Here is a 21,428-nt window from a genome sequence, read left to right as displayed (position 1 = left end):
TCCACTACGTGTCCACGATTTGCGGGCAACCCCACGATGCACAGGCTGCGGCTGAGCAGACAGTAGGGCTGGCCGAAGCTCAAGCAGATGAGCTGCTGGACCGTGCCGAAGAGGTCAACAGCGCTGCAGAGGCCAAGCTCAAGCGTGCAGAGCAGGAGGCTGAAACGATCCGCAGCGAAGCACGCAAGGAAGCCGAGCGAGACGCAGAAAAGACCCGTAGCGAGGCCACACGAGACGCTGAGAGCACTCGTAGCGAAGCACAACGTGATGCTGTGGCCATCCGCAGCGAGGCCACGCGTGAGCGTGAACAGCTGGCCAACGAACGTGCAGCCCTGGACAGTGAGCGTGAAGCCTTTGACACGGAGAAACGCGCATTCACCGAAAGCCTCGAAGCGCGCCGCGCAGCTGCAGAAGAGGAAGCCGCCATCATTATCGAGGAGGCAACGCAGTCTCTGCAAGAGATTTCCCACGTAGACCGGGACTTCCTGCATGTCGAACTCGATAACGACCCTGAGATGAAGCAGCGGTATCGGGTTGCTGTTGAGCAGCGTATCCAGCAGGAACGGACCGCCGCACGCCGCCGTGCTCAGGAACGAACCAACAAGCGCCGCCAGCAGCAACAGCGCGACCGCGATGGTGGCATGGAGCTGTAGCAGCTCGCCACACGCCTTGTACGGCCCTGTAGCGGCCTAGCCGGGTGTCGCCGGGGTCAGTGCCCAGAGACAGCGCTAAAACCGCTCTAATTCAGCGAAAATCGAAGAATTAGAGCGGTTGTTTTGTGTAGCGGTAATCCTGTAGTGCTGTGAAATAGCGCGTGTAGTGGCGTGTTTGTTGTGCTGTTGATTGTGTAGTAGAGGTACGTGGCTTCAGTGCACCAGCAGAATACGACACCGCCATCGACACCAGCTACCAACACAACCTCGGCATCCAAAAAGGCTGGATCAAATAACCGCAACACGCCCGGAAAAGACACACTTTTCTTTACTTAACCCTGCTAGGCGCGCAGGTCACAGAAAGCAGAAGACCCCGCCGGTGCGTGGTGCACCATGCGGGGTCTTCTTGCGACGCTACCGGGCGAGGAAAGTCCCTCACCGGGTTGCGTTGTTCAGGCTTAAGCCTCCGTGACGGAGCCGCCTGCCTTCTCGATCTTCTCCTTAGCGGAGCCCGAGAACTTGTTTGCGGTGACGTTCAGCTTGACGCTGATCTCGCCGTTACCCAGGACCTTGACCGGCTGCTTAGCGCGGACCAGGCCAGCTGCGACGAGGTCGGCAACTGCGACGTCGCCGCCGTTCGGGAAGGCCTTCTCGAGGTCGGAGACGTTCACGACCTGGAAGATGACCTTGTTGTTGTTCTTGAATCCCTTGAGCTTCGGCAGACGCATCTGCAGTGGCATCTGGCCACCCTCAAAGTATGCAGGAACCTTGTTGCGGGCCTTGGTGCCCTTCGTACCACGACCAGCGGTCTTACCCTTGGATGCTTCACCGCGACCCACGCGGGTCTTGGCCTTGTTTGCACCCTTGGCCGGACGGAGGTCGTGGAGCTTGATTGGATCGCTCATGTTTACTCCCCTGCCACTTCTTCAACCTCGACCAGGTGGCGAACGGTGTGGACCATGCCGCGGGTGACAGAGTTGTCCTCGCGGATGACTTCCTGACCGATGCGCTTCAGGCCGAGGGAACGCAGCGTGTCACGCTGGTTCTGCTTCTTACCAACAGTGCCCTTGATCTGACGGATCTTCAGTGCCATGGGTTATGCCCCCTGTCCTGCAGCACGGGCGCGCAGCATGGCTGCCGGAGCAACCTCTTCGAGGCTCTTGCCACGACGTGCGGCGACCTCTTCTGGGCGCACGAGCTCCTTGAGGCCGGCCACCGTTGCGTGAACAACGTTGATGGCGTTCGGCGAGCCGAGCGACTTGCAGAGAATGTCCTGGACGCCAGCGCACTCCAGCACCGGGCGGGCTGCGCCACCGGCGATAACACCGGTACCTGGGGCAGCCGGACGCAGCATGACGACGCCTGCTGCGGCCTCACCCTGCACCGGGTGGGTGATGGTGCCGTTGATCATCGGGACGCGGAAGAAGTTCTTGCGAGCTTCCTCGGCACCCTTCTGGATAGCGGCTGGGACTTCCTTGGCCTTGCCGTAGCCGACACCGACCATGCCCTGGCCGTCACCCACGATCACCAGAGCGGTGAAGCTGAAGCGACGACCACCCTTGACGACCTTGGACACACGGTTGATGGTGACGACGCGCTCGATGTACTGGTTGCGCTCGTCCTGCTGGTTGTTGCGACGATCGTTACGGCCACCGCGCTCGTTGCGGCCGCCGCGCTGGTTGCGATCGTTGCGGTTGTTCTCGGCGGAGCGTCCGCCGTTACGGTCACGTTCCGACATCACGCGTTCCTTCCGTTGGAGTTCATGGTGTTGGTGGTCATTAGAACTTCAGACCACCTTCGCGGGCGGCGTCTGCCAGAGCGGCGACGCGGCCGTGGTACTGGTAGCCAGCGCGGTCGAAGACGACTGCCTCGATGCCAGCTTCCTTCGCACGCTGTGCGATCAGTTCGCCAACCTTGGCGCCACGTGCCTTCTTGTCGCCCTCGACTCCACGGACCTCTGCTTCGAGGGTGGACGCAGCGCACAGGGTGTGACCGACGGTGTCGTCGATGATCTGTGCGTGCATGTGGCGAGAAGAACGGTGCACGACGAGACGCGGGGTCTCCGGGGTGCCCTGGATGGTCTTGCGGATGCGGTTGTGACGGCGGGAGCGCGCAACGCGACGGCGAGTGGAGATGTCCTTGCCCAGCGGAAGGCGCTTGCCAGCCTTGTTGGAATCGTTGTTGCTCATTACTTACCCGTCTTTCCGACCTTGCGACGGACCTGCTCGCCCTCGTAGCGGATGCCCTTACCCTTGTATGGGTCATCCTTACGCAGGCCACGAATGTTGGCGGCGATCTGTCCGACCTTCTGCTTGTCGATGCCAGAGATGGAGAACTTGGTGTTTCCGTCCACGGCGAAGGTGATACCTTCGTCAGCCTTGATCAGGATTGGGTGGGAGTAGCCCAGGGAGAACTCGAGGTCCTTGCCCTTGAGCTGCACACGGTAACCAACGCCGAAGATCTCCATCTTCGTGGTGTACCCCTCGATCACGCCAACAACCATGTTGTTGACGAGGGAGCGGGAAAGGCCGTGCAGGGAGCGGTTCTTGCGGTGATCGTCCGGGCGGGAGACGATGATCTCGTCGCCTTCCTGTGCCACTGCGATCGGCGCTGGGATGTCAGTGTTGAGGGTGCCCTTCGGGCCCTTGACCTCAACGTTCTGACCGTTGATGGTGACGGTGACGCCAGAAGGGACGGACACCGGAGCGAAGCCGATACGAGACATGCTTGGTTCCTCCTTCTATTACCAGACGTAGGCGAGCACTTCGCCGCCGACGCCCTTGTTCGAGGCCTCACGGTCAGTCAGCAGGCCGTGGGACGTGGAGATGATTGCCACGCCCAGGCCACCGAGAACCTTTGGCAGATTGGTGGACTTGGTGTACACACGCAGGCCTGGCTTGGAGACGCGGCGGACACCGGCGAGAGCGCGCTCGCGGGTCGGGCCGTACTTGAGGGTGATCTCAAGCTCCTTGCCTGCCTTGCCATCCTTGCGGTCGTTGACGGCAAAGTCTTCGATGTAACCTTCCTGCTTCAGGATCTCAGCAATGTGAGCCTTGAGCTTGGAGAAGGCATCGTGACGCTGTCGTGGAACGCGTTGGAAGCGTTCCGCACGCGGGACAACATGTCCGCGATCGGGTCAGTCATGGTCATGGTTTAGGTGACCTTTACCTTTCTCGTTGCGGTTCCCGTTCCCACCCTTTTCGCGTGCACCGCGACTCGCTGGCGACTAACGCACTTCCAAGCCCAATAGCTTGGGGCGCTCGCTACCAAGATGTGTCCGCGGCCGCTATGGGCAGGGGGCCTACAACAAAGTGGATGTACAGTTTTTCTCCCTTGTAGCGGGAGACTCTTTCCGCAGGTCATGTGGCATTCCCGGGATTTTGACGCGATGGCGTCGAAAAAAGAACATGGGGGTACCTACCTACGGCAAGACCTGACCAGCCTAGCAACCAGCTAAAACATGTCCAAATCCCTGCTCACAAGCTTGGAGCTGAGGTGTAGGGTCGGCGCCACTCAGAGCCGATCCCGCCAGCCATATCCATGACTCACACACTCACCTGCACAGCTCCACAATCCCTCCTTGTAGGACTTTGATTAGGCTTACCTTGTTCATATAAGCTTGCTCACGTTAAGATCATGGACTTTCACGCGTCAAGGAGGGATGCATGGCTATCTCTACCCCGCATGCGCAATCCCCTTCTCAATCACACCTGGGGTCTCGCGCGGACGCTACTGCGGACGCTTCTGCCAGCGCTCCATCAGGTAAAATCCCGCGTCGCCTCGTCGGCCTCGGCGTCCTTTTCCTCCTATTGCTCGCCAGCATCGTTGCCAGCATCGTGTTTGGATCACGGCAGATCCCTTTTGGAGAAGTGTCCGCCGTGTTCCGCGATCTCGGCACGGCGTTCGGCCACGCGGAGGGGCTGAATGTGGATCAGCGCGTGATCGTCGAGCTCCGCATTCCCCGCACCCTGTTGGGCCTAGTCGCCGGTGCTGCCCTTGGCGCCTCCGGTGCATTGATCCAAGGGCACACGCGCAACCCTCTCGCGGACACGGGCATTCTCGGCATCAACTACGGTGCGTCCCTGGCCGTGGTTGCCAGCTTCTCCTTGCTGGGTGTGACGCCCGTGTGGGCTACCAGCATGTGGGCGTTCGGTGGGGCCATCGCTGCTACTGCGTTGGTGTTTAGTTTGGCGTCCATAGGAGGAGGACAGGCCAATCCAATGACGCTGGTCCTCGGCGGCGCGGCTTTGTCCGCGGTCCTCAGCGCCATCATCAGCGGTTTTATCCTCACTGACGATGCCAATCTGGATCGCATGCGCTTCTGGACCGTCGGCTCCATCGCGGGCCGGGATCTCACCGTGTTCTACGGCGTGCTGCCGTTTATCCTGGTGGGCCTCCTGCTGGCGTTCATCACGGCACCGCAGCTAAACCTCCTGAATCTGGGCGATGACATCGCCTCCGGACTGGGCATCAACACCCAGCGCGCCCGCCTGATTGGCATGGCTCTGATCGCACTGCTGGCCGGTGCCGCGACAGCTGCCGCCGGCCCCATCACCTTCATCGGCCTGGTGGTCCCGCACCTCGTGCGCGCCATCACGGGCCCTGATTACCGCTGGATCCTCCCTTACTCTGCCCTGACGGGTGCGGTGATGATGCTGTTCGCAGACGTGGTGGGCCGTCTGATCGCTCGTCCGGGCGAGTTGCAAGTAGGCATCATCCTCGCGTTCGTGGGCGCGCCGTTCTTCATCGCCCTTATTTATCGACGCCGGGTGGTGGCCATTTAATGAGTTCCCTCCTTGCCCGCCCTACCTCTTCCACTATCCCTGGGCGCCCGCCATTCCGCGTGGGCTCATTTTCTGTGGTCTGGCGCCCTCGCGCGTTGACGGTGTCTCTATTGCTGCTCGTGGCGATCGTCTTGCTAGCGGCGGTCTCCATCGGCCTGGGTGACTATCCTGTGTCCCCGGCTCGTGTGCTGGAGGTGCTGTTCACCGGCCAGGGCACCCGCATTGAGCGTCTGGTGGTTTTGGATTGGCGCATGCCTCGTGCGCTGACGGCCATTCTGGTGGGCTGTGCGCTGGGATTATCCGGAGCCCTCACTCAGTCCGTGACTCGCAATGCGCTGGCCAGCCCGGATATCTTGGGCTTCACTACGGGCGCGTCCGCGGCCGCGGTCACCGTCATCACTCTGGGTGGTGGCGCTGGTGGTTTCCTCGGCTGGCTCAGCAGCATCGGCATTCCCTTGGCCGCGGTGCTTGGTGCGGCTGTCACCGCAACGGTGATGTGGGCTCTGGCGTGGAGGAGATCGACTGATTCCTTCCGGCTAGTGCTGTTCGGCATCATCATCTCTGCTCTGTTGACCTCGTATATCAACTTCCTGATGATCCGCACGGAGTTGCGCGATGCCGCGGCCGCGCAGTTCTGGCTTACTGGCTCCCTGAGCACTGCGGACTGGTCCAAGATGTGGCCCATCGCCATTGTTGTGTTGGTGTTTACACCGCTGCTGGCCTGGATTGGTCACCAACTTTTAGCCACCTTGCTGGGCTCGGATACTGCACGGGCTTTGGGACAAAACGTCCAGGGTGTGCAGGTGCTTCTGCTCGCCGCTGCCGTGGCTTTGGCAGCAGTGGCGGTCTCGGCCGCTGGCCCCATCGGGTTCGTCGCCTTCGTGGCCCCACAGGTGGCGCTGCGCTTGTGCAACTGCTCTGCACCACCGCTTCTGGCCTCTGCGCTGACCGGCGCTGCGCTACTCCTGCTGGCAGATATCAGCACCCAAACTCTTCTGCCCGTAGAGCTGCCGGTGGGCATTCTCACCTCGGCAATCGGCGGTGCGTTCCTTATTTATTTGCTGGTCCAACGGAATAGGTCAACCACGGCATGAGAAAAGATCCCACCCTGGAAGTTAGCAGTGCCGCGAACAAAGAAGGACACATGACTCAGAAGCACAGCATGAGCGCACGCGGCCTCGCCGTGGGCTACGGCGACCGGACGGTCATCGAAGGCTTGGACGTGGACTTTCCTCGCGGGCAGATCACCACAATCATCGGCCCCAATGGCTGCGGCAAATCCACGTTGTTGCGAGCCATGTCTCGTCTCCTTCCGGCGAATGAGGGCGAAGTGCTGTTAGACGGCGCCGATATCTCATCCATCAGGCGCAAGGACCTCGCACGGACCATCAGCGTGCTGCCACAAACCCCTACCGCCCCGGAGGGACTCAACGTGGCTGATCTCGTCTCGCGCGGTCGGCACCCACACCAATCGTGGATCCGTCAGTGGTCGTCCACGGACGAAGCCGAGGTGCACAAGGCGCTGGAAATGACTGGCTCGATGGGGCTGGCGGAGCGCACCCTGGATTCTCTGTCCGGAGGGCAGCGGCAGCGTGTGTGGATCTCCATGGTTCTTGCGCAGAACACGGACATCCTGTTCCTGGACGAGCCCACCACCTACCTGGATCTGGCCACGTCGGTAGAGATTTTGGAGCTGGTGCAGCGTCTACGCCGAGAGCTGGATCGGACTGTGGTGATGGTGCTGCACGATCTCAACTTGGCTGTACGCTACAGCGATAATCTCGTGGTGATGAAGGATGGACAGGTCCTCGCCACCGGGCGTCCCAGCGAGGTCATTACCCCAGAGCTACTGCTCGAGGCGTTTGCCCTCAACGCGCTAGTCATCGAGGATCCTGTCACCGGCGGTCCGCTGATCGTCCCCAAGTGACGATCAGGGCTTAGTCCTCCATCAGCTCCTGGGCGGGAGTCTTCTTGGACTTCCGCCAGTTGATCATCGCGGAAATCACCACCGGAGTCACAGACACCAGCACGATGACGATGGCGATCATGTCGATGCGATCCGCAATGCCCGGGATATCCCCCAGCAGCACGCCAATGCCGACCATGCTGACAATCCACAGCACTGCACCCGTGACGTTCCATCCCACGAACTTCTTGTACGGCATCTCCGCGGTACCAGCGGCCACGGGAATGTAGGTACGCACGATCGGGATGAAGCGCCCCAGTACCAGAGCCAACGGCCCGTACTTCAGGAAGAAAGCCTCGGCTTGTTCGAGGTGCTCGGTTATGAGGATCTTGGCGTCGGGCTTAAACAACTTGCGGCCAAAGCGGTGGCCGAGCCAGAAACCTACCTGGTCGCCCAAGAACGCCGCGACGATGGCCACGCCCACCAGAATCGGAACGTTCAAGCCCAGCTGATCGCGCAAGATTGCCGCGGTGACCAGCATGGAATCGCCGGGGAGGAACGGGAAGAGCACGCCGGATTCAATAAAGATAATCAGCGCAATGCCGCCGAGCGCCCAGCCGCCAAAGTTCTGGAGCAGGGTGGTGGCGTCCATGAGGTCGCTTAAGTGCACAGGGAATCCCTTCTAGAAAACAACTGGTCTATTCTTACCCCGGTTTCTGACCGGAATACAGGCAGGCGTGCCCGATTGCGCCTGGTTCATAGATAGTCAGCATGAAACGCAGGCATTGCACAGAAAAACCCGCACCAACTTCAACAAAGAAGTGTGCGGGTTTTCTAAGCCAAGTCGCCGAGAGGCCCGGCGTTCAAACAGAAGCGGGAATTACTCGCCGGAGTTCTGCTTGGACTTGAATGGGAAGCCCAGCTCGCGGAGCAGGGCGCGTCCCTCATCATCGTTGGTCGCAGTGGTGACCACGGTGATGTTCATACCGCGTGGACGGTCAATCTTGTCTACGTCGATTTCGTAGAACATGGACTGCTCGTTCAGGCCGAAGGTGTAGTTACCGTGGCCGTCGAACTGCTGGTCAGACAGGCCGCGGAAGTCACGAATACGTGGCAGCGCGACGGTCAGCAGACGGTCCAGGAACTCCCACTTGCGGTCGCCGCGCAGGGTAACGCGAGCGCCGATGGGCATGCCTTCGCGGAGCTTGAAGTTAGCGATAGCCTTCTTCGCAACGCGGATCTGTGGCTTCTGACCGGTGATCAGGGTGAGATCTTCGATCGCACCATTGATCAGCTTGGAATCGCGAGCAGCGTCGCCGACACCCATGTTGACGACCACCTTGGTGACGCCTGGGATCTGCATGACGTTGTCGTAGTTGAACTCAGAGTTCAGCTTCTCGCGGATTTCTGCACGGTACTCGGACTTGAGGCGTGGAGTGTAGTTTTCGCTCATCGTTAGATGTCCTTCCCGGGTCCGGATGAGTTTTCGGTCTACTGATGCCGCCACCGAATCAGCCCTTTAGTTCTCCGGAGGACTTCGCCGCCACACCCATCGAGGGCCTGAACATACGGGCTGCCGTGGCAGCAATGCCTCCCGAAGTGCGGCCCAACCTGCGGTGGTACACCGTGCGCCACCTCGACAAAGCCCGCGGCTTGCTGGCGTTTGACGTCGCTACGCACGGGGTGTCTGCGGAAGATGTCCACTCCACCTCCGGCCCAGGGCTCTCGTGGTGTTTGTCCGCACAGCCGGGCGACCCTGCTGGCTTGTGGACTTGCCAAGGCCTATGGCATCGCGAGCACCGCACACAACTACTGGTGGCAGATCCCACCTCCCTGCCTTCCATGCGCGCGATCCTAGAGTACCTCGCCACGCTCTATCCCGAACAGCTCGCTTCCACGCACGTCATCGCGGTCACCAGTACCGATTCCGATTCAGAGCCCCACCTGGAAGATTGGCGCAACCGTCTAAGCAGCCTCACCCGGATCTCCGCACCTTCTGACGGTTATGCGCAGGCCATCGCCGAGCATCTCGCCAACATTGACGTTGAGTCCTCGCGCAATCGACAGCACAAGCCCCACCCAGACGTGGACTATGTGTGGGTCGCCGGGGAGGGGGATTTCTGCAAGGTGGTGCGCTCCCACGCCATCAAGACTTGGCAGCTCAACAAGGACAACATCCTGTGGTGCCCTTATTGGTTCGTCGGCAAGGCTCGCCCCTAGCGTGCATCCGTTATCCCCGTGAGTGCCCGTCCCCTAGCCAGCAACAGCAAAACCGCCCCAGCACGTTCATGCGGGGCGGTTCGGCGGTTGATTCAGACTACTTCGTGGCGTCTGCCAACGGCTGCTCGATCTTGTCCAGCAGGTAGTTCAGGCTCAGCACGGTCTGCCATCCGAAGGCCTTTTCCAGGTCGCCTTCCAGGTAGACACTGTGTCCGTCCTTCACGGCGGGCAGCTTGCCCACGATCGGATCCTCGGTCACAGAAGCCTTGCTCTGCTTCGGAGAGTAAGACAGTTGATCCCACACCAGCACGTCAGAGTTGATCTGGTCTGCGTTTTCCTTGGAGACCTCACCGTAGAACTTGTCCTTGGTGATGCCCGCGTAGGCCGGGTTGATCTTGAATCCCAGCTCGGTGAAGAAGCGGCTACGCGGATCGCCCTCGGCAAAGACAGCCAGGCTCTCGTCGGAGACAGTGGCCACGCCGAGTTCCTTTTCGGCCCATTCTGGGTGGCGGCCCTTGAGCTCTGCGAACTTCTCCTTGACCTGCTCCACCTGGCGCTTTGCCTCTTCAGGCTTGCCCACGGCCTGCCCGATCTCTTCCGTGGTCACGTCCCATGGTTGCTGTAGTTCTTCGTATTCGCCCTTTTGTACGACGACAGGGGCGATCTCAGACAGCTTCTTGTACGTGTCTTCATCGATGTCCGAGTACACAGCCACGATGAGGTCTGGATTGTCCTTGGCGATGGCTTCCGCGTTGACTTCTGTGTCCTTGTCGATCCGAGGAGTGTCGCCCTCGATCTTGTCATTGGACCAGTTGCCCGCAGCCTGACCATCCGGGGTCATTCCGTCCCAGTACTTCACGGAGACAGGAGTAACTCCCAGCGCCAGCAGTGCGTCCTGATCCGTGTAGCCCAAGGAGACCACGCGCTGCGGGGCTTCCTTGATTTCGGTGGAGCCGTAGCGGTGCTCGATGGTGGTGGGGAATGCGCCCTGCTCGGCGTTGACTGCCTGGGAGTCCCCGGAATTTCCGGACTGGTCATCAGTCGAGCAAGCGGTCAGTGCCGCGCCCAAGGTCAGCACAGCAGCGGTGCTAACGAGAATCTTCTTGAGTGTCATTTTTCTCCGTTGTTACTGGTGACGGATTTCCGCGCGAGGCGTGGCCCGTACACAAAAGGGAAAGGTCAAACCTTTGGTTGGATATATCCAGCCCTATGTCCAAAGAATTCGGTGGCGGTCAGTTCCGAGTTGTCGTCGAGACGAACACGATCCAGAACAATCGCCGGCGCCGGCACGTTGGCACGGGGCGATCCACAGACCACCGCGATTCCTCCCTCGTGAGGGATGGTGACTCGGCCGGGGGTTCCGCCGAAGCGGCCCTGCGAGACGTGCGCGGAAAGCACGCGGACGCGCTGGCCTCGGAATTCAAAGTAAGCATTGGGGTACGGGTCGGACTGCGCCCTGACCAGCAAGGCGATATCTTCCGCAGGTTGGGTGAAATCTATGCGAGATTCCTGCTCGCCGCGCTTGTGGAAGTACGTAGCGCGGGTGGGATCTTGAGGTTGCGCAGTGGCGGTGCCTTGGGCGACGTCACTCAATGCGCGTTCCACGAGGGGCTCGATGAGGTCGATGGTCTTGGCCACGAGATCCGTGGTGGTGTCCTGCGGACCCACGGGGATCGCGCGCTGGGCAACGATGGGTCCGCCGTCCAGCACTTCATCCATCTCGTGCACAGTGACGCCCACGTGAGTTTCCCGGTTCAACAGCGCCCACAGGATGGGCGAAAATCCGGCGTACTCGGGCAGGAGACCATCGTGGACATTCAATGCGCCGTGCTTGGCCAGGCTGAAAACCTCGGGAGGAAGCCAGGTTCGCCAATTGTTGGCCACGATGATGTCTGGTGCAGCATCGCGCAACGCCTCAATGACGTCTTGACCCACGCGCTCAGTGACACACACCTGGAGCTCATGTTCGCTGGCGAGCTCCTCAACGGAGTCTGCCCACATTTGCTCATAAGGGTGATCGCTGGCAGGGTGCGTAACTACCAAAACTACTTCATGACCAGCATTGATGACCGCAGACAACGTCCGGTGTCCCCACGACTGATAGCCGAAAACAGCAACTCGCATGCAGGGGATGTTAGCTTAGGTTTACCTATGTAGTCAATGATGAAAGTGGCGCAATTTTCATGCCAGACTCCCCGGACGTGACCACCCTTCACCGAATCTCGGTGCCCGCGGATGCGGAAGCCCTCGTTTTCCCGGACCCCTACCGCTCGAACGTCGAGCTCACCGAATCGATGTCCACCGTCGATGTGCGCATCCCGGCGCACTCAGCAGTGACCTATAGCTTTCAATCCGGCGAGCTGAAATATCCCGATCCACATAACGCACACGGCGCAGGCCCACAGGCGAGCCTATTGAGCGGCGATTCTGTGGACCAGACACTCTGGCCGCCTCGCTCCCCAGAAGTCATCGCGGACTTGCCCGGCGCACGCCTGTCCATCGACCGGAAGGTATTCGGCAGGCGCTGCACCGCGCGCCTCGATGACCGCGGTGCGGATACCACCGTGGTGTTTTTGGATGGCGATGACTGGATCCATCTGCATGACCTCACGGGCGCACTGGACCGGGCAGTCACGGCAGGGCTTATCCCCCAGATCAACCGCGTCTTCCTGCCGGCAGCCAAAGACCGCAGCGAGGAGTACACCTCCCAAACATTCGCCAGCGCACTGGCCACCGAGCTACCGCCGATCATCAACAGCAGCCACATAGTCCTGGTGGGGCAAAGCTTCGGCGGTCTCTCCGCCCTGCGCGCAGCTCTTACGGCTTCCACCGAAACCACGCCTGCAATCAAAGGAGCCATCGCCCAGTCCCCTGCCGTCTGGTGGTCCGCTGACCGTTCTGCAGAGCTCGCGGACACGCTCTCGGACGGGCCCGCAGGAGGCGACATTGCCGCACAGCTCACTGGCCCCTCACTCGAAAATCCTGCGGCTCACAGTAGCTCCGGTCTGGCACGCATCGTACTGACGTGCGGTGCAGAAGAGCCGCCCATGCAACGACACGTGGATGCAGTGGCCGATGCCCTGACACGCCGCGGCTTTCCCACCACCAATCACCGCACGCCCGGTGGCCACGACCCTGCGATGTGGCGCCACGGGATCATCCCGGCACTCGCCGAATTGCTGGGCTGAATCTACGAGCGCGCCTCCACAAACTCCGCCACGCGCTCGACTGTCCGCAGACCGTAGAATTCGCGCACGCCAACCTCCACTCCCAGCTCTCCACGCAGCAGTGCGCAGAGCTTGATGACCGCCATGGAGTGCCCACCCATGTTAAAGTAATCAGCATCCACCGGCACGTCCTCGGGCTCAATATCTAGCGATTCGGCAAACAGCTCCGCCGTGATCTCCTCGGTTTCGTTCGCCGGTTCGCGGCCCTTCTCCGTGATCCTTTCTCCCTCACCCAGTGCAGCAAGGTCGGTCTTTCCATTCGACGTCACCGGCAACTCATCCACGATCGACCATCGATCCGGGATCATGTAGCTGGGCAGTTCCTCGCGCAATGCATTACGCACGCCAGTCAGGAAACTCTGCCGCTCCCCCTGGTCCGCATCGCGCAGTTGTGGGGCCACGAGGTGACAGGCCAGGAGTGTGGCGTCGGATATACGAACAGGAACGGTCACGCAGTGGAGGATGCGGGGATCAACGCCGCGGGACACGGCGGCCGAGACGTCGCCGGGATCCACGCGGTGACCACGAATTTTCACCTGATCGTCGCTGCGTCCGAGGTACTCGAACATGCCATCCGCACGCACGCGGACGATGTCTCCCGTGCGATACATCCGCTCACCCGGGGCGCCCCACGGGCAGGCGACCATGGAGCTGGCGGTGCGCGCCGCGAGCCCATGATACTCCTGCGCTAAGCCGCTGCCCGCGAGGTAGAGCTCACCCGGCGCTCCTGTAGGAACGGGGCGCAACCACGGGTCCAAAACGAACGCCGCCGTGCGATCCACCGGCATTCCGATCACGGGCGTGGCGCTCTCATCCGTGCCAGCACCCAGGGCGTTGATGGTGTACTCGGTGGGTCCATAGAGGTTGTATCCGCGCACGTCATCGGCCTTTCGCAAGGTCTCCCACACGCCGTGCGAGACAGCCTCGCCGCCCAAGAGCACCAGCCGCGGGCGATGCGCGCCGGATTCCAGCATCCCCTCCGCGAGCAGCTGCTCGGCAACGGTCGGGGTGACGTTGATGACATCCACCTGATGCGCGCGAATGGCCTCAACCATGGCCGCAGCATCGCGTCGCAAATCCTCGGAGAAGATCCGCACCTCGTGGCCTTCCACCAGCCAAAACAGCTCTTCCCACGACATATCGAAGGCGAAGCTGATGGCATGCGCGATCCGCAACGTCCGCCCATCGGCAGCAGCTGGGGCGAAGATCTTGCGCCGGTGATTGTCCAGCATGTTGTGCAGCCCGCGATGCTTGATCACCACGCCCTTGGGCTTGCCGGTCGATCCGGAGGTGTACATCAGGTAGGCATCGTCCCCGGGCACCGCCGCAGGCGTGTGGGTGGTGGCGTGGGAATCGGCAGTGGTGACGTCGACGCAAGGAAGCGCACCGATCCGCTCCATGCGCTCCCGAGAACTCGAGTCCACCAGCGCGGCTGCGGGCTGGCTGTCCTCCACGAGGACCCGGAGCCGCCCATCGGGGTGCGTCAGATCAAGCGGCGCGTAGCGCACCCCTGCCCACAGGGCTCCCAGCAGAGCCACCACCGAATGCGCGGAGCGCTCCACCGCAATGGCGACAGTATCGCCGCTGGTCACGCCGCAATTCTTGATCTTTTCCGCAATGTCGGAACAGCGAGCAATCAGCTCACCGAACGTCCACTGCTGTGCGTCATCCGCTAGCGCGATGCGATCTGGGAAGCGCTGGGCGGTGTCCTTGAGCTCATCCGCAATGGTGCGGTCAATGCCTTCGGCCTTCTGCCAGGAAGCCATCTGCTCCGTCGTGCTTTGCGGGGAAGAATCCTCCGCTCGGGCTGGCGCCAACTGGGCCAGCTGAGCGAGCGGGACCTCTGGTGTGTCCACAAACGCGGTCAGGACTTCGGTCGCGGCCTTGAGCACGGAATGTGCGAGGGACTCGTCCACCACGTCGTGGCGGAATTCCAGCTTGATGCCCAGCTTCGGCCCCGGAGTGAATACCCAGGTCAGAGGGAAGTGCGTGGAATCTTCCGCGCGCTCCTCCACAACCCCGTGGCGTTCCCGAAGTTCCGCTGCTGCCTGCGGATCGAGGAAGTTCTGCACCACCACCATGGAATCGAACAGCGTGCCTACCCCCAGCTGCCGCTGGATGGCGCCGAGGTCCGCGGAATCGTGGTCCATATCCTCGATGCGCTGGCGATAAACATCCTGGACCAGTTCTTCTATGCTCTGGCCGGGCCGAGCTGTCACTCGCACTGGCACTGTGTTGAGCAGCACTCCCACCACATCAGACATGGCGGGGTCGCTCAAGGCATCGCGGCCACTGACAGACTGACCAAACACCACATCCGAATCCCCTGTGACAGCACCCAAGGCCACGGCCACGGCTGCGTTGACCACGGAGGTCAACGTCACGGCCTGCGCCCGGATCTTTTCCTGCAGTGCGCCGGTCAGCTGCTCGCTGACCTCGGCAAACACCTGGCGAGGCAACTCGCTACCAGCGTGCTCTGAAGAGATATCCGCGGCCTGCGGGGCAACGAGCGTGGGCTGAGACAACGTCTCTAGGCGATGTACCCAATAGTCGCTATCTGCCTGCTCTTTGCGAGTGTCAACGGACTCGAGCAGGGCGTCAGCAATAGAACAACCGCGAGGAACCAACTCTCCCGCACCCTGCGTGCGGGCCTGGCCGGACCTCAACGTCAGCCTCTCGAGGAAGGTTTGCAGCATCACTGCACGCGACCAACCATCGACCAGAACCAGGTGGTAGGTAAGAAGCAGCGTGTCGCCAGGCTGTCCGTCACTTCGGCCGGTGACGATGGTTGCCTTCGCCAGCGGCACGGATGCGAGATCGATGCCCGCGCTGCGATCAGCGTGCATGATCGCCTCGAGATCCCCTTCGGTGGTCTCGACGGGGAGGTCAATGCCCTGTCCACTCCACGGCAAGTTCTGCACGGGTTGGCCGGAAGCATCGGTGTGGAACTCCGCGCCCATGGCTGGATGCACGGTCACTGTGTCCCGGAAGGCTTCCACCACGGCCTCGGCATCCAGTCTCCGGTCAAACGTCAACGCAGTCTGTGCAACGTAGGCACCCGGTGCTGCCACCTGTGACTGGAACCAGATTCCGCGCTGCAGCACGCTCAGCGGAGCGCGGCGTCCTGAGGATTGCTCGCGGCTGACGTGCTCCTGCAACTCGCGAGCAACCTCGCCGATGGCGCTGCGCAAACGCTCGGCGGAAATCACCGCATTCACCACGGACAGCTCCATGCTTACGGCCCGCTCGCTAGACCACACATCGGCCTCCACCAGGTAATCCGTCCACTGGCAGGCGGCATCGCCCGGCGCGTGGAGGACAGCGCCAGTCTCTCCCCGTCCGAGGTAGTTGACCAGGATCTGTGCCCCATGGGCCAGGGTTCGCTGCCCTTGCGGGTGTGTGTATCGCAGTGCCTGATAAGTGCGGCGGTCCGGGGCTGTGCCGTCCTCGTGGAGCGCGCGCATTTCCGCTGCGGCACGTGCTGCATCCGCTGGATCAGCCAACGGGATTTCCACCGGCGCGATGGTGGTAAACCATCCGAGGGTTCGACCATAGGAATGATCAGCCGGACGTCCGTGGCCTTCTACGTCCACGGCCCAGCTCCGCGCGTCCGTGCCCATTGTTCGAGCCACCGCGACGGTCACCAGTCCTGCCACGAGGTCCTGAACGTCCACACCCATCACGTCGGGTGCAACGCTCTGCAGGACCTGCGCGGTCTGTCCGTCAATGTTCACTTCGAGCGTGCTCACATGATCCGTACTCCACTGGTTCGAGTCCTCGACGGGCCGTGGCAGCGTAGCCAGTTCACTCCAGTGCAGGGCATCCTGAGCTGCTGCGGTGTGAGCATCGTGCAGTTCTTGCAGGCAAAGATCCTTGTAGCTCGCCTGCCCGGAGAGAATCCTGCGCCCTGCGAGCGCATCGCGCAGATCGTCTTCCAGAATCATCCAACTGGCGCTATCGATCACCGCGTGATGAGCAACGGCCTTGACGTACCCATCCACACACCCGAGCACCACGCTACGACCAGCAGCAATATCGATGTGATCGATCAATGCATCCACGTCCAAAGCCCGCACAACCATAGGGCCGTCTCCCTCGGCACCAACAAAGTGCGCGAACGCAGAACTGGTGTCCACGCGCGTACGAAGCATCGGATGTGCCTGCGCTACCTGCTGCAGGGCCTGTTCCAAGTCCTCCACAGCGACTGGCCCCAGATCCAAGCGGCGCGCCTGCACAAAGCGGTCGCTCATGCCTCTTTCCATCTGCCTGCGCAGCATCGCCGGGATGGGGAAAGCCCCCGAGATCTCCTGGTGCCCGTCCTTGGGCAGGGCTTCTTCCTGGCTCTGCCTTGTTTCCTGGATTTTCTGCTGGGTGGCCTGCGGCGTGACCCGCTCGGCAATCTTGCGTGGCGTGCGGCCCAAGAAGAAGTCCCGCGGAGTCACGTTGAGATCAGCGCGCGCCAGCGCGTGAGTAACGCGGATGGCAAGAATACTGTCTCCACCTAAGCGGAAGAAGTCCGAGTCCGGCTCCACCTCGGCGCGGTCCAAGCGAAGTGCATCAGCAATTGCCTGCGAGATCGCCTCCACCAGATCCGAGGTGCCCGAAGCCTCCTGAGCAGCAGGAATCTCACCCAGAAAGTCCAGGATCGCGCGCTCATCCCGCTTGCCATTGATGGTCTGCGGCACCTGCGTACTCACCGCGAATAGCTGCGGAACCATGTAGGCAGGGAGCGCGTCTCGGGCCGCTGCGGCAGCTCGGGAGGTGATCGCCTTTGCGTCGGCACGAGAATCCGTAATCAACAACGCACCCGGCACCTGGCCTTCGGGCAGATCGACGACCACCACGGTGGCCTCCCGCACACCGCTGACCTTCTCCAGCGCGCTCTCGATCTCCCCCAGCTCCACGCGATAACCGCGCAGCTGCACCTGCCTATCGGCGCGGCCCACGTAATCCAGATGACCGTTGTTCAGCACCTTTGCCATGTCATTGCTGCAGTACATCCGCGCGCCGCCGCCAACGAAAGGATCGGCCACGAAGCGGGAGGCCGTGGTAGAAGCAAGCCCCCAATAACCCGCGGTGACCTGCGGCCCGGCAACGTACATCATGCCGGTCTCTCCAGGCTGCACCGGCTGTAATTGCGCGTCCAGAACATAGGTACGCAACCCGTCCATCGGGCGGCCGATCGGGCTGCGGGCCTCCCCTGCATTCTCGGAGCATTCGTGTGCTGTGACGTGCACTGTCGTCTCCGTGATGCCATACATGTTGATAAACCGAACATTCGGATGAGCACTGCAGTAGGCAGCCTCTGCGCGGGCCTCCAAGGCCTCGCCGCCGAAGATCACCGTGCGCACCGCAGAGTCCTGCCCGAGGTGCGGCTCCAACGCGGCAAAGGCGGTTGGGGTCTGGCTCAGCACCGTGATGGCTTCGGCACGCAACACCTCTGCGGCATCCTCGGGCGAGCGCATCAGCGCATACGGCATCACCACGGCACGCCCGCCGGAGCTCAGCGCTGCCCACATCTCCCACACCGAAAAGTCAAAGGCGAAGCTGTGGCTGATCGACCACACGTCCTCCTGCGAAAACTCCACGTGGCTGCGAGCATTGCCCAGCATCGCGGTCACGTTGGCGTGTGTGACGGCCACGCCCTTCGGCCGCCCTGTGGAGCCGGAGGTGTAGATCACGTAGGCGATGTCATTGGCACGGGCCACGCTTGCCGACCGGCCCGCAGGCGGCTTCGCTTCCCCGCTCATCGTCTGTTCACTGACCACGAGGACGGGACAATCTACCAGCTCAGAGACCATTTTTTCCGCGCTGGGAGACACCAGCACGGCATCGGGCTGGCAATCCTCCAGGATCAATTCCACCCGCGCTTGCGGGGACAACGGATCCACGGGAACGTAGGTGCCGGCGGACATCGTGGTCGCCAGAATGGCCGCAACCTGCCACGCATCGCGCTCCATGAGCAGGGCTACTCTCGGGGTGTGGATGGCAACCTTCCGGTCCAGCACAGCGCGTATACGCTGAGCGGCGTCGTCTAGTTCTTCGTAGGTCCAATGCTCCGCAGCACCGTCTTCTCCGATGCTGGTCAGGGCGGGCCGGTCGCGGAAATGTTCGAAGCTGCGTCGCCACAAAGAAGGAAGCGTGTCCACACCAGATACCGCACCCAACGCCTCTGCAACCTCACCCACGGTCGCCACCGCACCGGATTCAGACAGCAAAGAATCCACACTCACCGCGAGCATCTGCGCGATCCTTTCGGCACGTACCTCGGTGATTCGCTGCGGATCGTAGATCAGGCGCAGTGGGTGCTCAGCGGAAGGGTTGACCACGACGGACAGGGGAAAGTGCGGCGCGCCATTGTTGCGCACGTCAGCAACCTGTAGTGGCGAGCCGGGGCAGCCCACGTCCTGTGGAGATAGCGGCACCTCCACCACCATCAACGTATCCAGCAGTTCGCTGGCGTTGGTTCCCAGGTCGCGGGCAATATCAGCCAGGCTGACGTGCTGCACATCGCGGACCTGATTGTTGTGATGGACCATGGCGTGCAGCATGCTGGTCACCGGCAGGGTGGGATCAGATTGCCCCGGCGCGACCACCGGGATGGTGTTGAGCTGCATGCCCACGGCATCGGCCACGCCAGGAACGGGAATGTCGCGGCCGGAAACGGAAGTGGCAAACACCACGTCAGCCCCAGGTTCGCAGCCCACCAAGGTGCGAAGGACCAGCCCCCACGCCGCGTGCACCACATCCGGCAGGCCCACACCCGCTGCCCGAGCACGCTCAGACAAGCCAACAGTCCGCGGATCGTCTACCAGCAACTCCCGGCGCTCGAGCGAACTCGAAGGATTAGGGCACAGCACCGTGGGGCGTACCTCGCGCATTTCCTCGCGCCAGACGGACATATCGGCTTCCGCGTCTCTGCGCGCCACCCATCGCACGCTGCCGGCCATTCCGGCGTCCGGGTCGTAGCGCGGGATCCGGGCATCGTCATCCCGGTAGATCTCCAGGAGATCCCGCAGCATGATGGGCACGGACCATCCGTCGGCGATCAGGTGATGCACCGTCTGGATCACGGCGATGTCCTGGCCACACACCGCACCATCGACACTGGTCGGGAGCACAACGGTCCATCGCATGAGCGGCTCGGGCGCGGCATCACCGGGCGGCTGCAAGGAGATTCCCCGCGAGATGTCGTCAGCGGCAATCTCCTCCGCACGCTGCGCGAGCCAACCCTCCAATCCAGCCTCAGCCAACTCAGCAGGCACCGTCACCTCCCGAAAGTCCACCCGCAGATGCTCGGCAATCCCCGGATCAATCACGGCAACCACATCGCCACCGTCAGTTTCCCAAGGGCGGGTGCTCAGTGCGGGGTGGCGTCGGATCAAATTACGCGCAGCGCGAGCGAATCGCTCCCGGTCAAACGGTTCGCTGCATTCCACCCGCAAGACCTGTTGCTCCACATACGAACTGGCCGATTCCTCGAATAGCGAGTGGAAGTACATGCCGTGCTGCAGCGGGGTCAGCGGCAGCACGTCCTGCAGCTCCGCGGAGCTCTGTGCAGTGATTCGTGCCAGGTCCGCAGAGTTCACGGTTGCGGGGGCAACGTCGCCCACGGACAACACGCCGTGATCGGCAAGCGCTGCCACCTCGCGCAATGCCACATCCCAGTGCGCGACCAATTCGTCGATCCGTTCGGGGGAGATCCTGCCGCGCGCCCAGGAGATCGTGGTGCGCAGGACGTATCCCTCGCCGGTGTCTTCGGCGATCGCGTTGAACTCCAGCTCGCGGACCAACGGCTGGTCCGGGTCGCGTTGCTCGCCGAGTTGGCCGGTGGAACCCGCGGGAGCGAAATCTTGTGCTCCTGCGGATACGCGCCCCAAGTAGTTGAACAGCACCTGTGCCTGCGGAGGGGTCTTCGCGGACTGATGCAACCAGGTGTGGGCCTGGTAAGGAACGCCGTTGCCGGGGATGGCCGCGAGCTGGTCTTTCACTGCATTGAGTGCCAGCGCTAGCGGCGCGATGTGGCCCTCGGTCGCCGCGGAAGCCTCCTGCACTGCCGCCCGGGTGGGGTCGATCAGCATGGGATATAGGCAGGTGAACCAGCCCACGGTGCGTGAGAGGTCCGCTTCCCTGCCCTGTGGCCCGGGTACGAATCGGGTTTCGCGGCCGTGCCCCTCCATCTCCACCAGGGTCCATGTTTGTTTGTTTCGACGCCAACGCGCCAACGCCACGCTCAATGCCGTAAGCAATACGGAATTCGCCCCCGTGCGGAAAGCGTGGGGCACCGCACCCAGTAATTCGTCCGTGATCTGCACTGATGCCTCATGTACCACGCTGCGCTCCTCACGGACTGTGGGCGCTTTCTCGGGACTATCAGCAAGCGCTGGCACCTGCGGGTCCCGCAGAGGTTCATCCGCACTCGGCAATGGGGGCAGGGAACTATTGGCATCCTCCGCGAATTCGCCAGTATCAACGGCCTGTTGCAGCAGCTGCGTCCATCGGCGCAGGGACGTCCGCTCCGGCGCGAGCTGTTCCCCGCGATACGCCGCGGCGAGGTCCTCGCCGATAATGTTCCATGACACGCCATCGACCACCAGGTGATGCACGGACCTGACCCCTGTTTGGTAGACACCTGATA

15 protein-coding genes and 2 pseudogenes are annotated in these 21,428 nt (G+C 62.0%); 6 read left to right on the top strand and 11 right to left on the bottom strand.

Translation table 11 applies throughout. The features are described 5' to 3' along the window. Nucleotides 1-653 (top strand): annotated as a pseudogene (locus HMPREF2781_RS12525) (hypothetical protein); the annotation flags it as partial. 458 nt (nucleotides 654-1,111) lie between these two features. Here the strand turns inward: HMPREF2781_RS12525 and rplO are convergent. The 6 genes and pseudogenes from rplO to rpsH form a co-directional block, all read right to left on the bottom strand. Beyond that, complete coding sequence (rplO, locus tag HMPREF2781_RS05770) at nucleotides 1,112-1,558, bottom strand: 50S ribosomal protein L15 (RefSeq protein ID WP_070644715.1); 447 nt, start codon at nucleotides 1,556-1,558, stop codon at nucleotides 1,112-1,114. Nucleotides 1,559-1,560: 2 nt separating this feature from the next. Continuing rightward, nucleotides 1,561-1,746 carry a 50S ribosomal protein L30 gene (gene rpmD / locus HMPREF2781_RS05765; RefSeq protein ID WP_070644714.1) on the bottom strand — a complete coding sequence of 62 codons (186 nt, stop codon included), beginning with the start codon at nucleotides 1,744-1,746 and terminating at the stop codon, nucleotides 1,561-1,563. A 3-nt stretch (nucleotides 1,747-1,749) separates the two neighbouring features. Beyond that, complete coding sequence (gene rpsE / locus HMPREF2781_RS05760) at nucleotides 1,750-2,391, bottom strand: 30S ribosomal protein S5 (protein WP_070644713.1); 642 nt, start codon at nucleotides 2,389-2,391, stop codon at nucleotides 1,750-1,752. A 40-nt stretch (nucleotides 2,392-2,431) separates the two neighbouring features. Then, nucleotides 2,432-2,842 (bottom strand): 50S ribosomal protein L18, encoded by a 411-nt coding sequence (rplR, locus tag HMPREF2781_RS05755; protein ID WP_012359603.1) that lies wholly within the window; start codon nucleotides 2,840-2,842, stop codon nucleotides 2,432-2,434. Then, complete coding sequence (rplF, locus tag HMPREF2781_RS05750; protein ID WP_070644712.1) at nucleotides 2,842-3,378, bottom strand: 50S ribosomal protein L6; 537 nt, start codon at nucleotides 3,376-3,378, stop codon at nucleotides 2,842-2,844. Before rplF ends, rplR begins: the two co-directional genes overlap by 1 nt. 18 nt (nucleotides 3,379-3,396) lie before the next feature. Next, nucleotides 3,397-3,803: pseudogene (rpsH, locus tag HMPREF2781_RS12185) on the bottom strand (30S ribosomal protein S8). A gap of 515 nt (nucleotides 3,804-4,318) precedes the next feature. Between rpsH and HMPREF2781_RS05740 the strand changes: the two are divergent. The 3 genes from HMPREF2781_RS05740 to HMPREF2781_RS05730 are packed head-to-tail and all read left to right on the top strand — an operon-like array spanning nucleotide 4,319 to nucleotide 7,364. Next, entirely contained in the window at nucleotides 4,319-5,437 is a 1,119-nt protein-coding gene (locus HMPREF2781_RS05740) for a FecCD family ABC transporter permease (RefSeq protein WP_019176088.1), read from the top strand. Further along, a complete protein-coding gene (locus HMPREF2781_RS05735) occupies nucleotides 5,437-6,531 on the top strand; it encodes a FecCD family ABC transporter permease (RefSeq protein WP_005325330.1) in 1,095 nt (364 codons plus the stop codon). The genes HMPREF2781_RS05740 and HMPREF2781_RS05735 overlap by 1 nt, the downstream gene beginning before the upstream one ends. Nucleotides 6,532-6,581: 50 nt before the next feature. Then, the gene (locus HMPREF2781_RS05730) at nucleotides 6,582-7,364 is read left to right on the top strand and encodes an ABC transporter ATP-binding protein (protein WP_019176090.1); all 783 of its coding nucleotides are present in this window, start codon (nucleotides 6,582-6,584) and stop codon (nucleotides 7,362-7,364) included. 10 nt (nucleotides 7,365-7,374) lie between these two features. On the opposite strand, the gene HMPREF2781_RS05725 is transcribed toward HMPREF2781_RS05730, so the two are convergent. Together HMPREF2781_RS05725 and rplE are read right to left on the bottom strand one after the other, a co-directional pair. Next, nucleotides 7,375-8,013, bottom strand: a complete 639-nt coding sequence (locus HMPREF2781_RS05725; RefSeq protein ID WP_005325329.1) for a DedA family protein — start codon at nucleotides 8,011-8,013, stop codon at nucleotides 7,375-7,377. Between the two features lie 210 nt (nucleotides 8,014-8,223). After that, the gene (gene rplE, locus HMPREF2781_RS05720) at nucleotides 8,224-8,796 is read right to left on the bottom strand and encodes a 50S ribosomal protein L5 (protein WP_019176091.1); all 573 of its coding nucleotides are present in this window, start codon (nucleotides 8,794-8,796) and stop codon (nucleotides 8,224-8,226) included. 44 nt (nucleotides 8,797-8,840) lie between these two features. On the opposite strand from rplE, the gene HMPREF2781_RS05715 reads away from it, so the two are divergent. After that, nucleotides 8,841-9,563, top strand: coding sequence for a siderophore-interacting protein (locus HMPREF2781_RS05715; protein ID WP_141750574.1), 723 nt, complete (start codon nucleotides 8,841-8,843; stop codon nucleotides 9,561-9,563). Nucleotides 9,564-9,660: 97 nt separating this feature from the next. Here the strand turns inward: HMPREF2781_RS05715 and HMPREF2781_RS05710 are convergent, their stop codons facing one another. Then, on the bottom strand, nucleotides 9,661-10,677 hold the full coding sequence (locus HMPREF2781_RS05710) for an iron-siderophore ABC transporter substrate-binding protein (RefSeq protein ID WP_005291893.1): 1,017 nt from the start codon (nucleotides 10,675-10,677) through the stop codon (nucleotides 9,661-9,663). Between the two features lie 65 nt (nucleotides 10,678-10,742). Beyond that, the gene (locus HMPREF2781_RS05705; RefSeq protein ID WP_005325328.1) at nucleotides 10,743-11,687 is read right to left on the bottom strand and encodes a methionyl-tRNA formyltransferase; all 945 of its coding nucleotides are present in this window, start codon (nucleotides 11,685-11,687) and stop codon (nucleotides 10,743-10,745) included. Nucleotides 11,688-11,764: 77 nt separating this feature from the next. Between HMPREF2781_RS05705 and HMPREF2781_RS05700 the strand changes: the two genes are divergently transcribed. After that, complete coding sequence (locus tag HMPREF2781_RS05700; protein ID WP_246821787.1) at nucleotides 11,765-12,751, top strand: alpha/beta hydrolase; 987 nt, start codon at nucleotides 11,765-11,767, stop codon at nucleotides 12,749-12,751. Nucleotides 12,752-12,753: 2 nt separating this feature from the next. On the opposite strand, the gene HMPREF2781_RS05695 is transcribed toward HMPREF2781_RS05700, so the two are convergent. Next, on the bottom strand, nucleotides 12,754-21,396 hold the full coding sequence (locus tag HMPREF2781_RS05695) for a non-ribosomal peptide synthetase (protein WP_246821785.1): 8,643 nt from the start codon (nucleotides 21,394-21,396) through the stop codon (nucleotides 12,754-12,756). Nucleotides 21,397-21,428 lie beyond the last annotated feature (32 nt).

The sequence above is a fragment of the Corynebacterium sp. HMSC062A03 genome (genome assembly GCF_001811145.1).
In the GTDB taxonomy this organism is placed as follows: domain Bacteria; phylum Actinomycetota; class Actinomycetes; order Mycobacteriales; family Mycobacteriaceae; genus Corynebacterium; species Corynebacterium aurimucosum.
The sequence above is the reverse complement of the archived record's forward strand: the minus strand, read 5'-3'. Positions and strand labels throughout refer to the sequence as shown.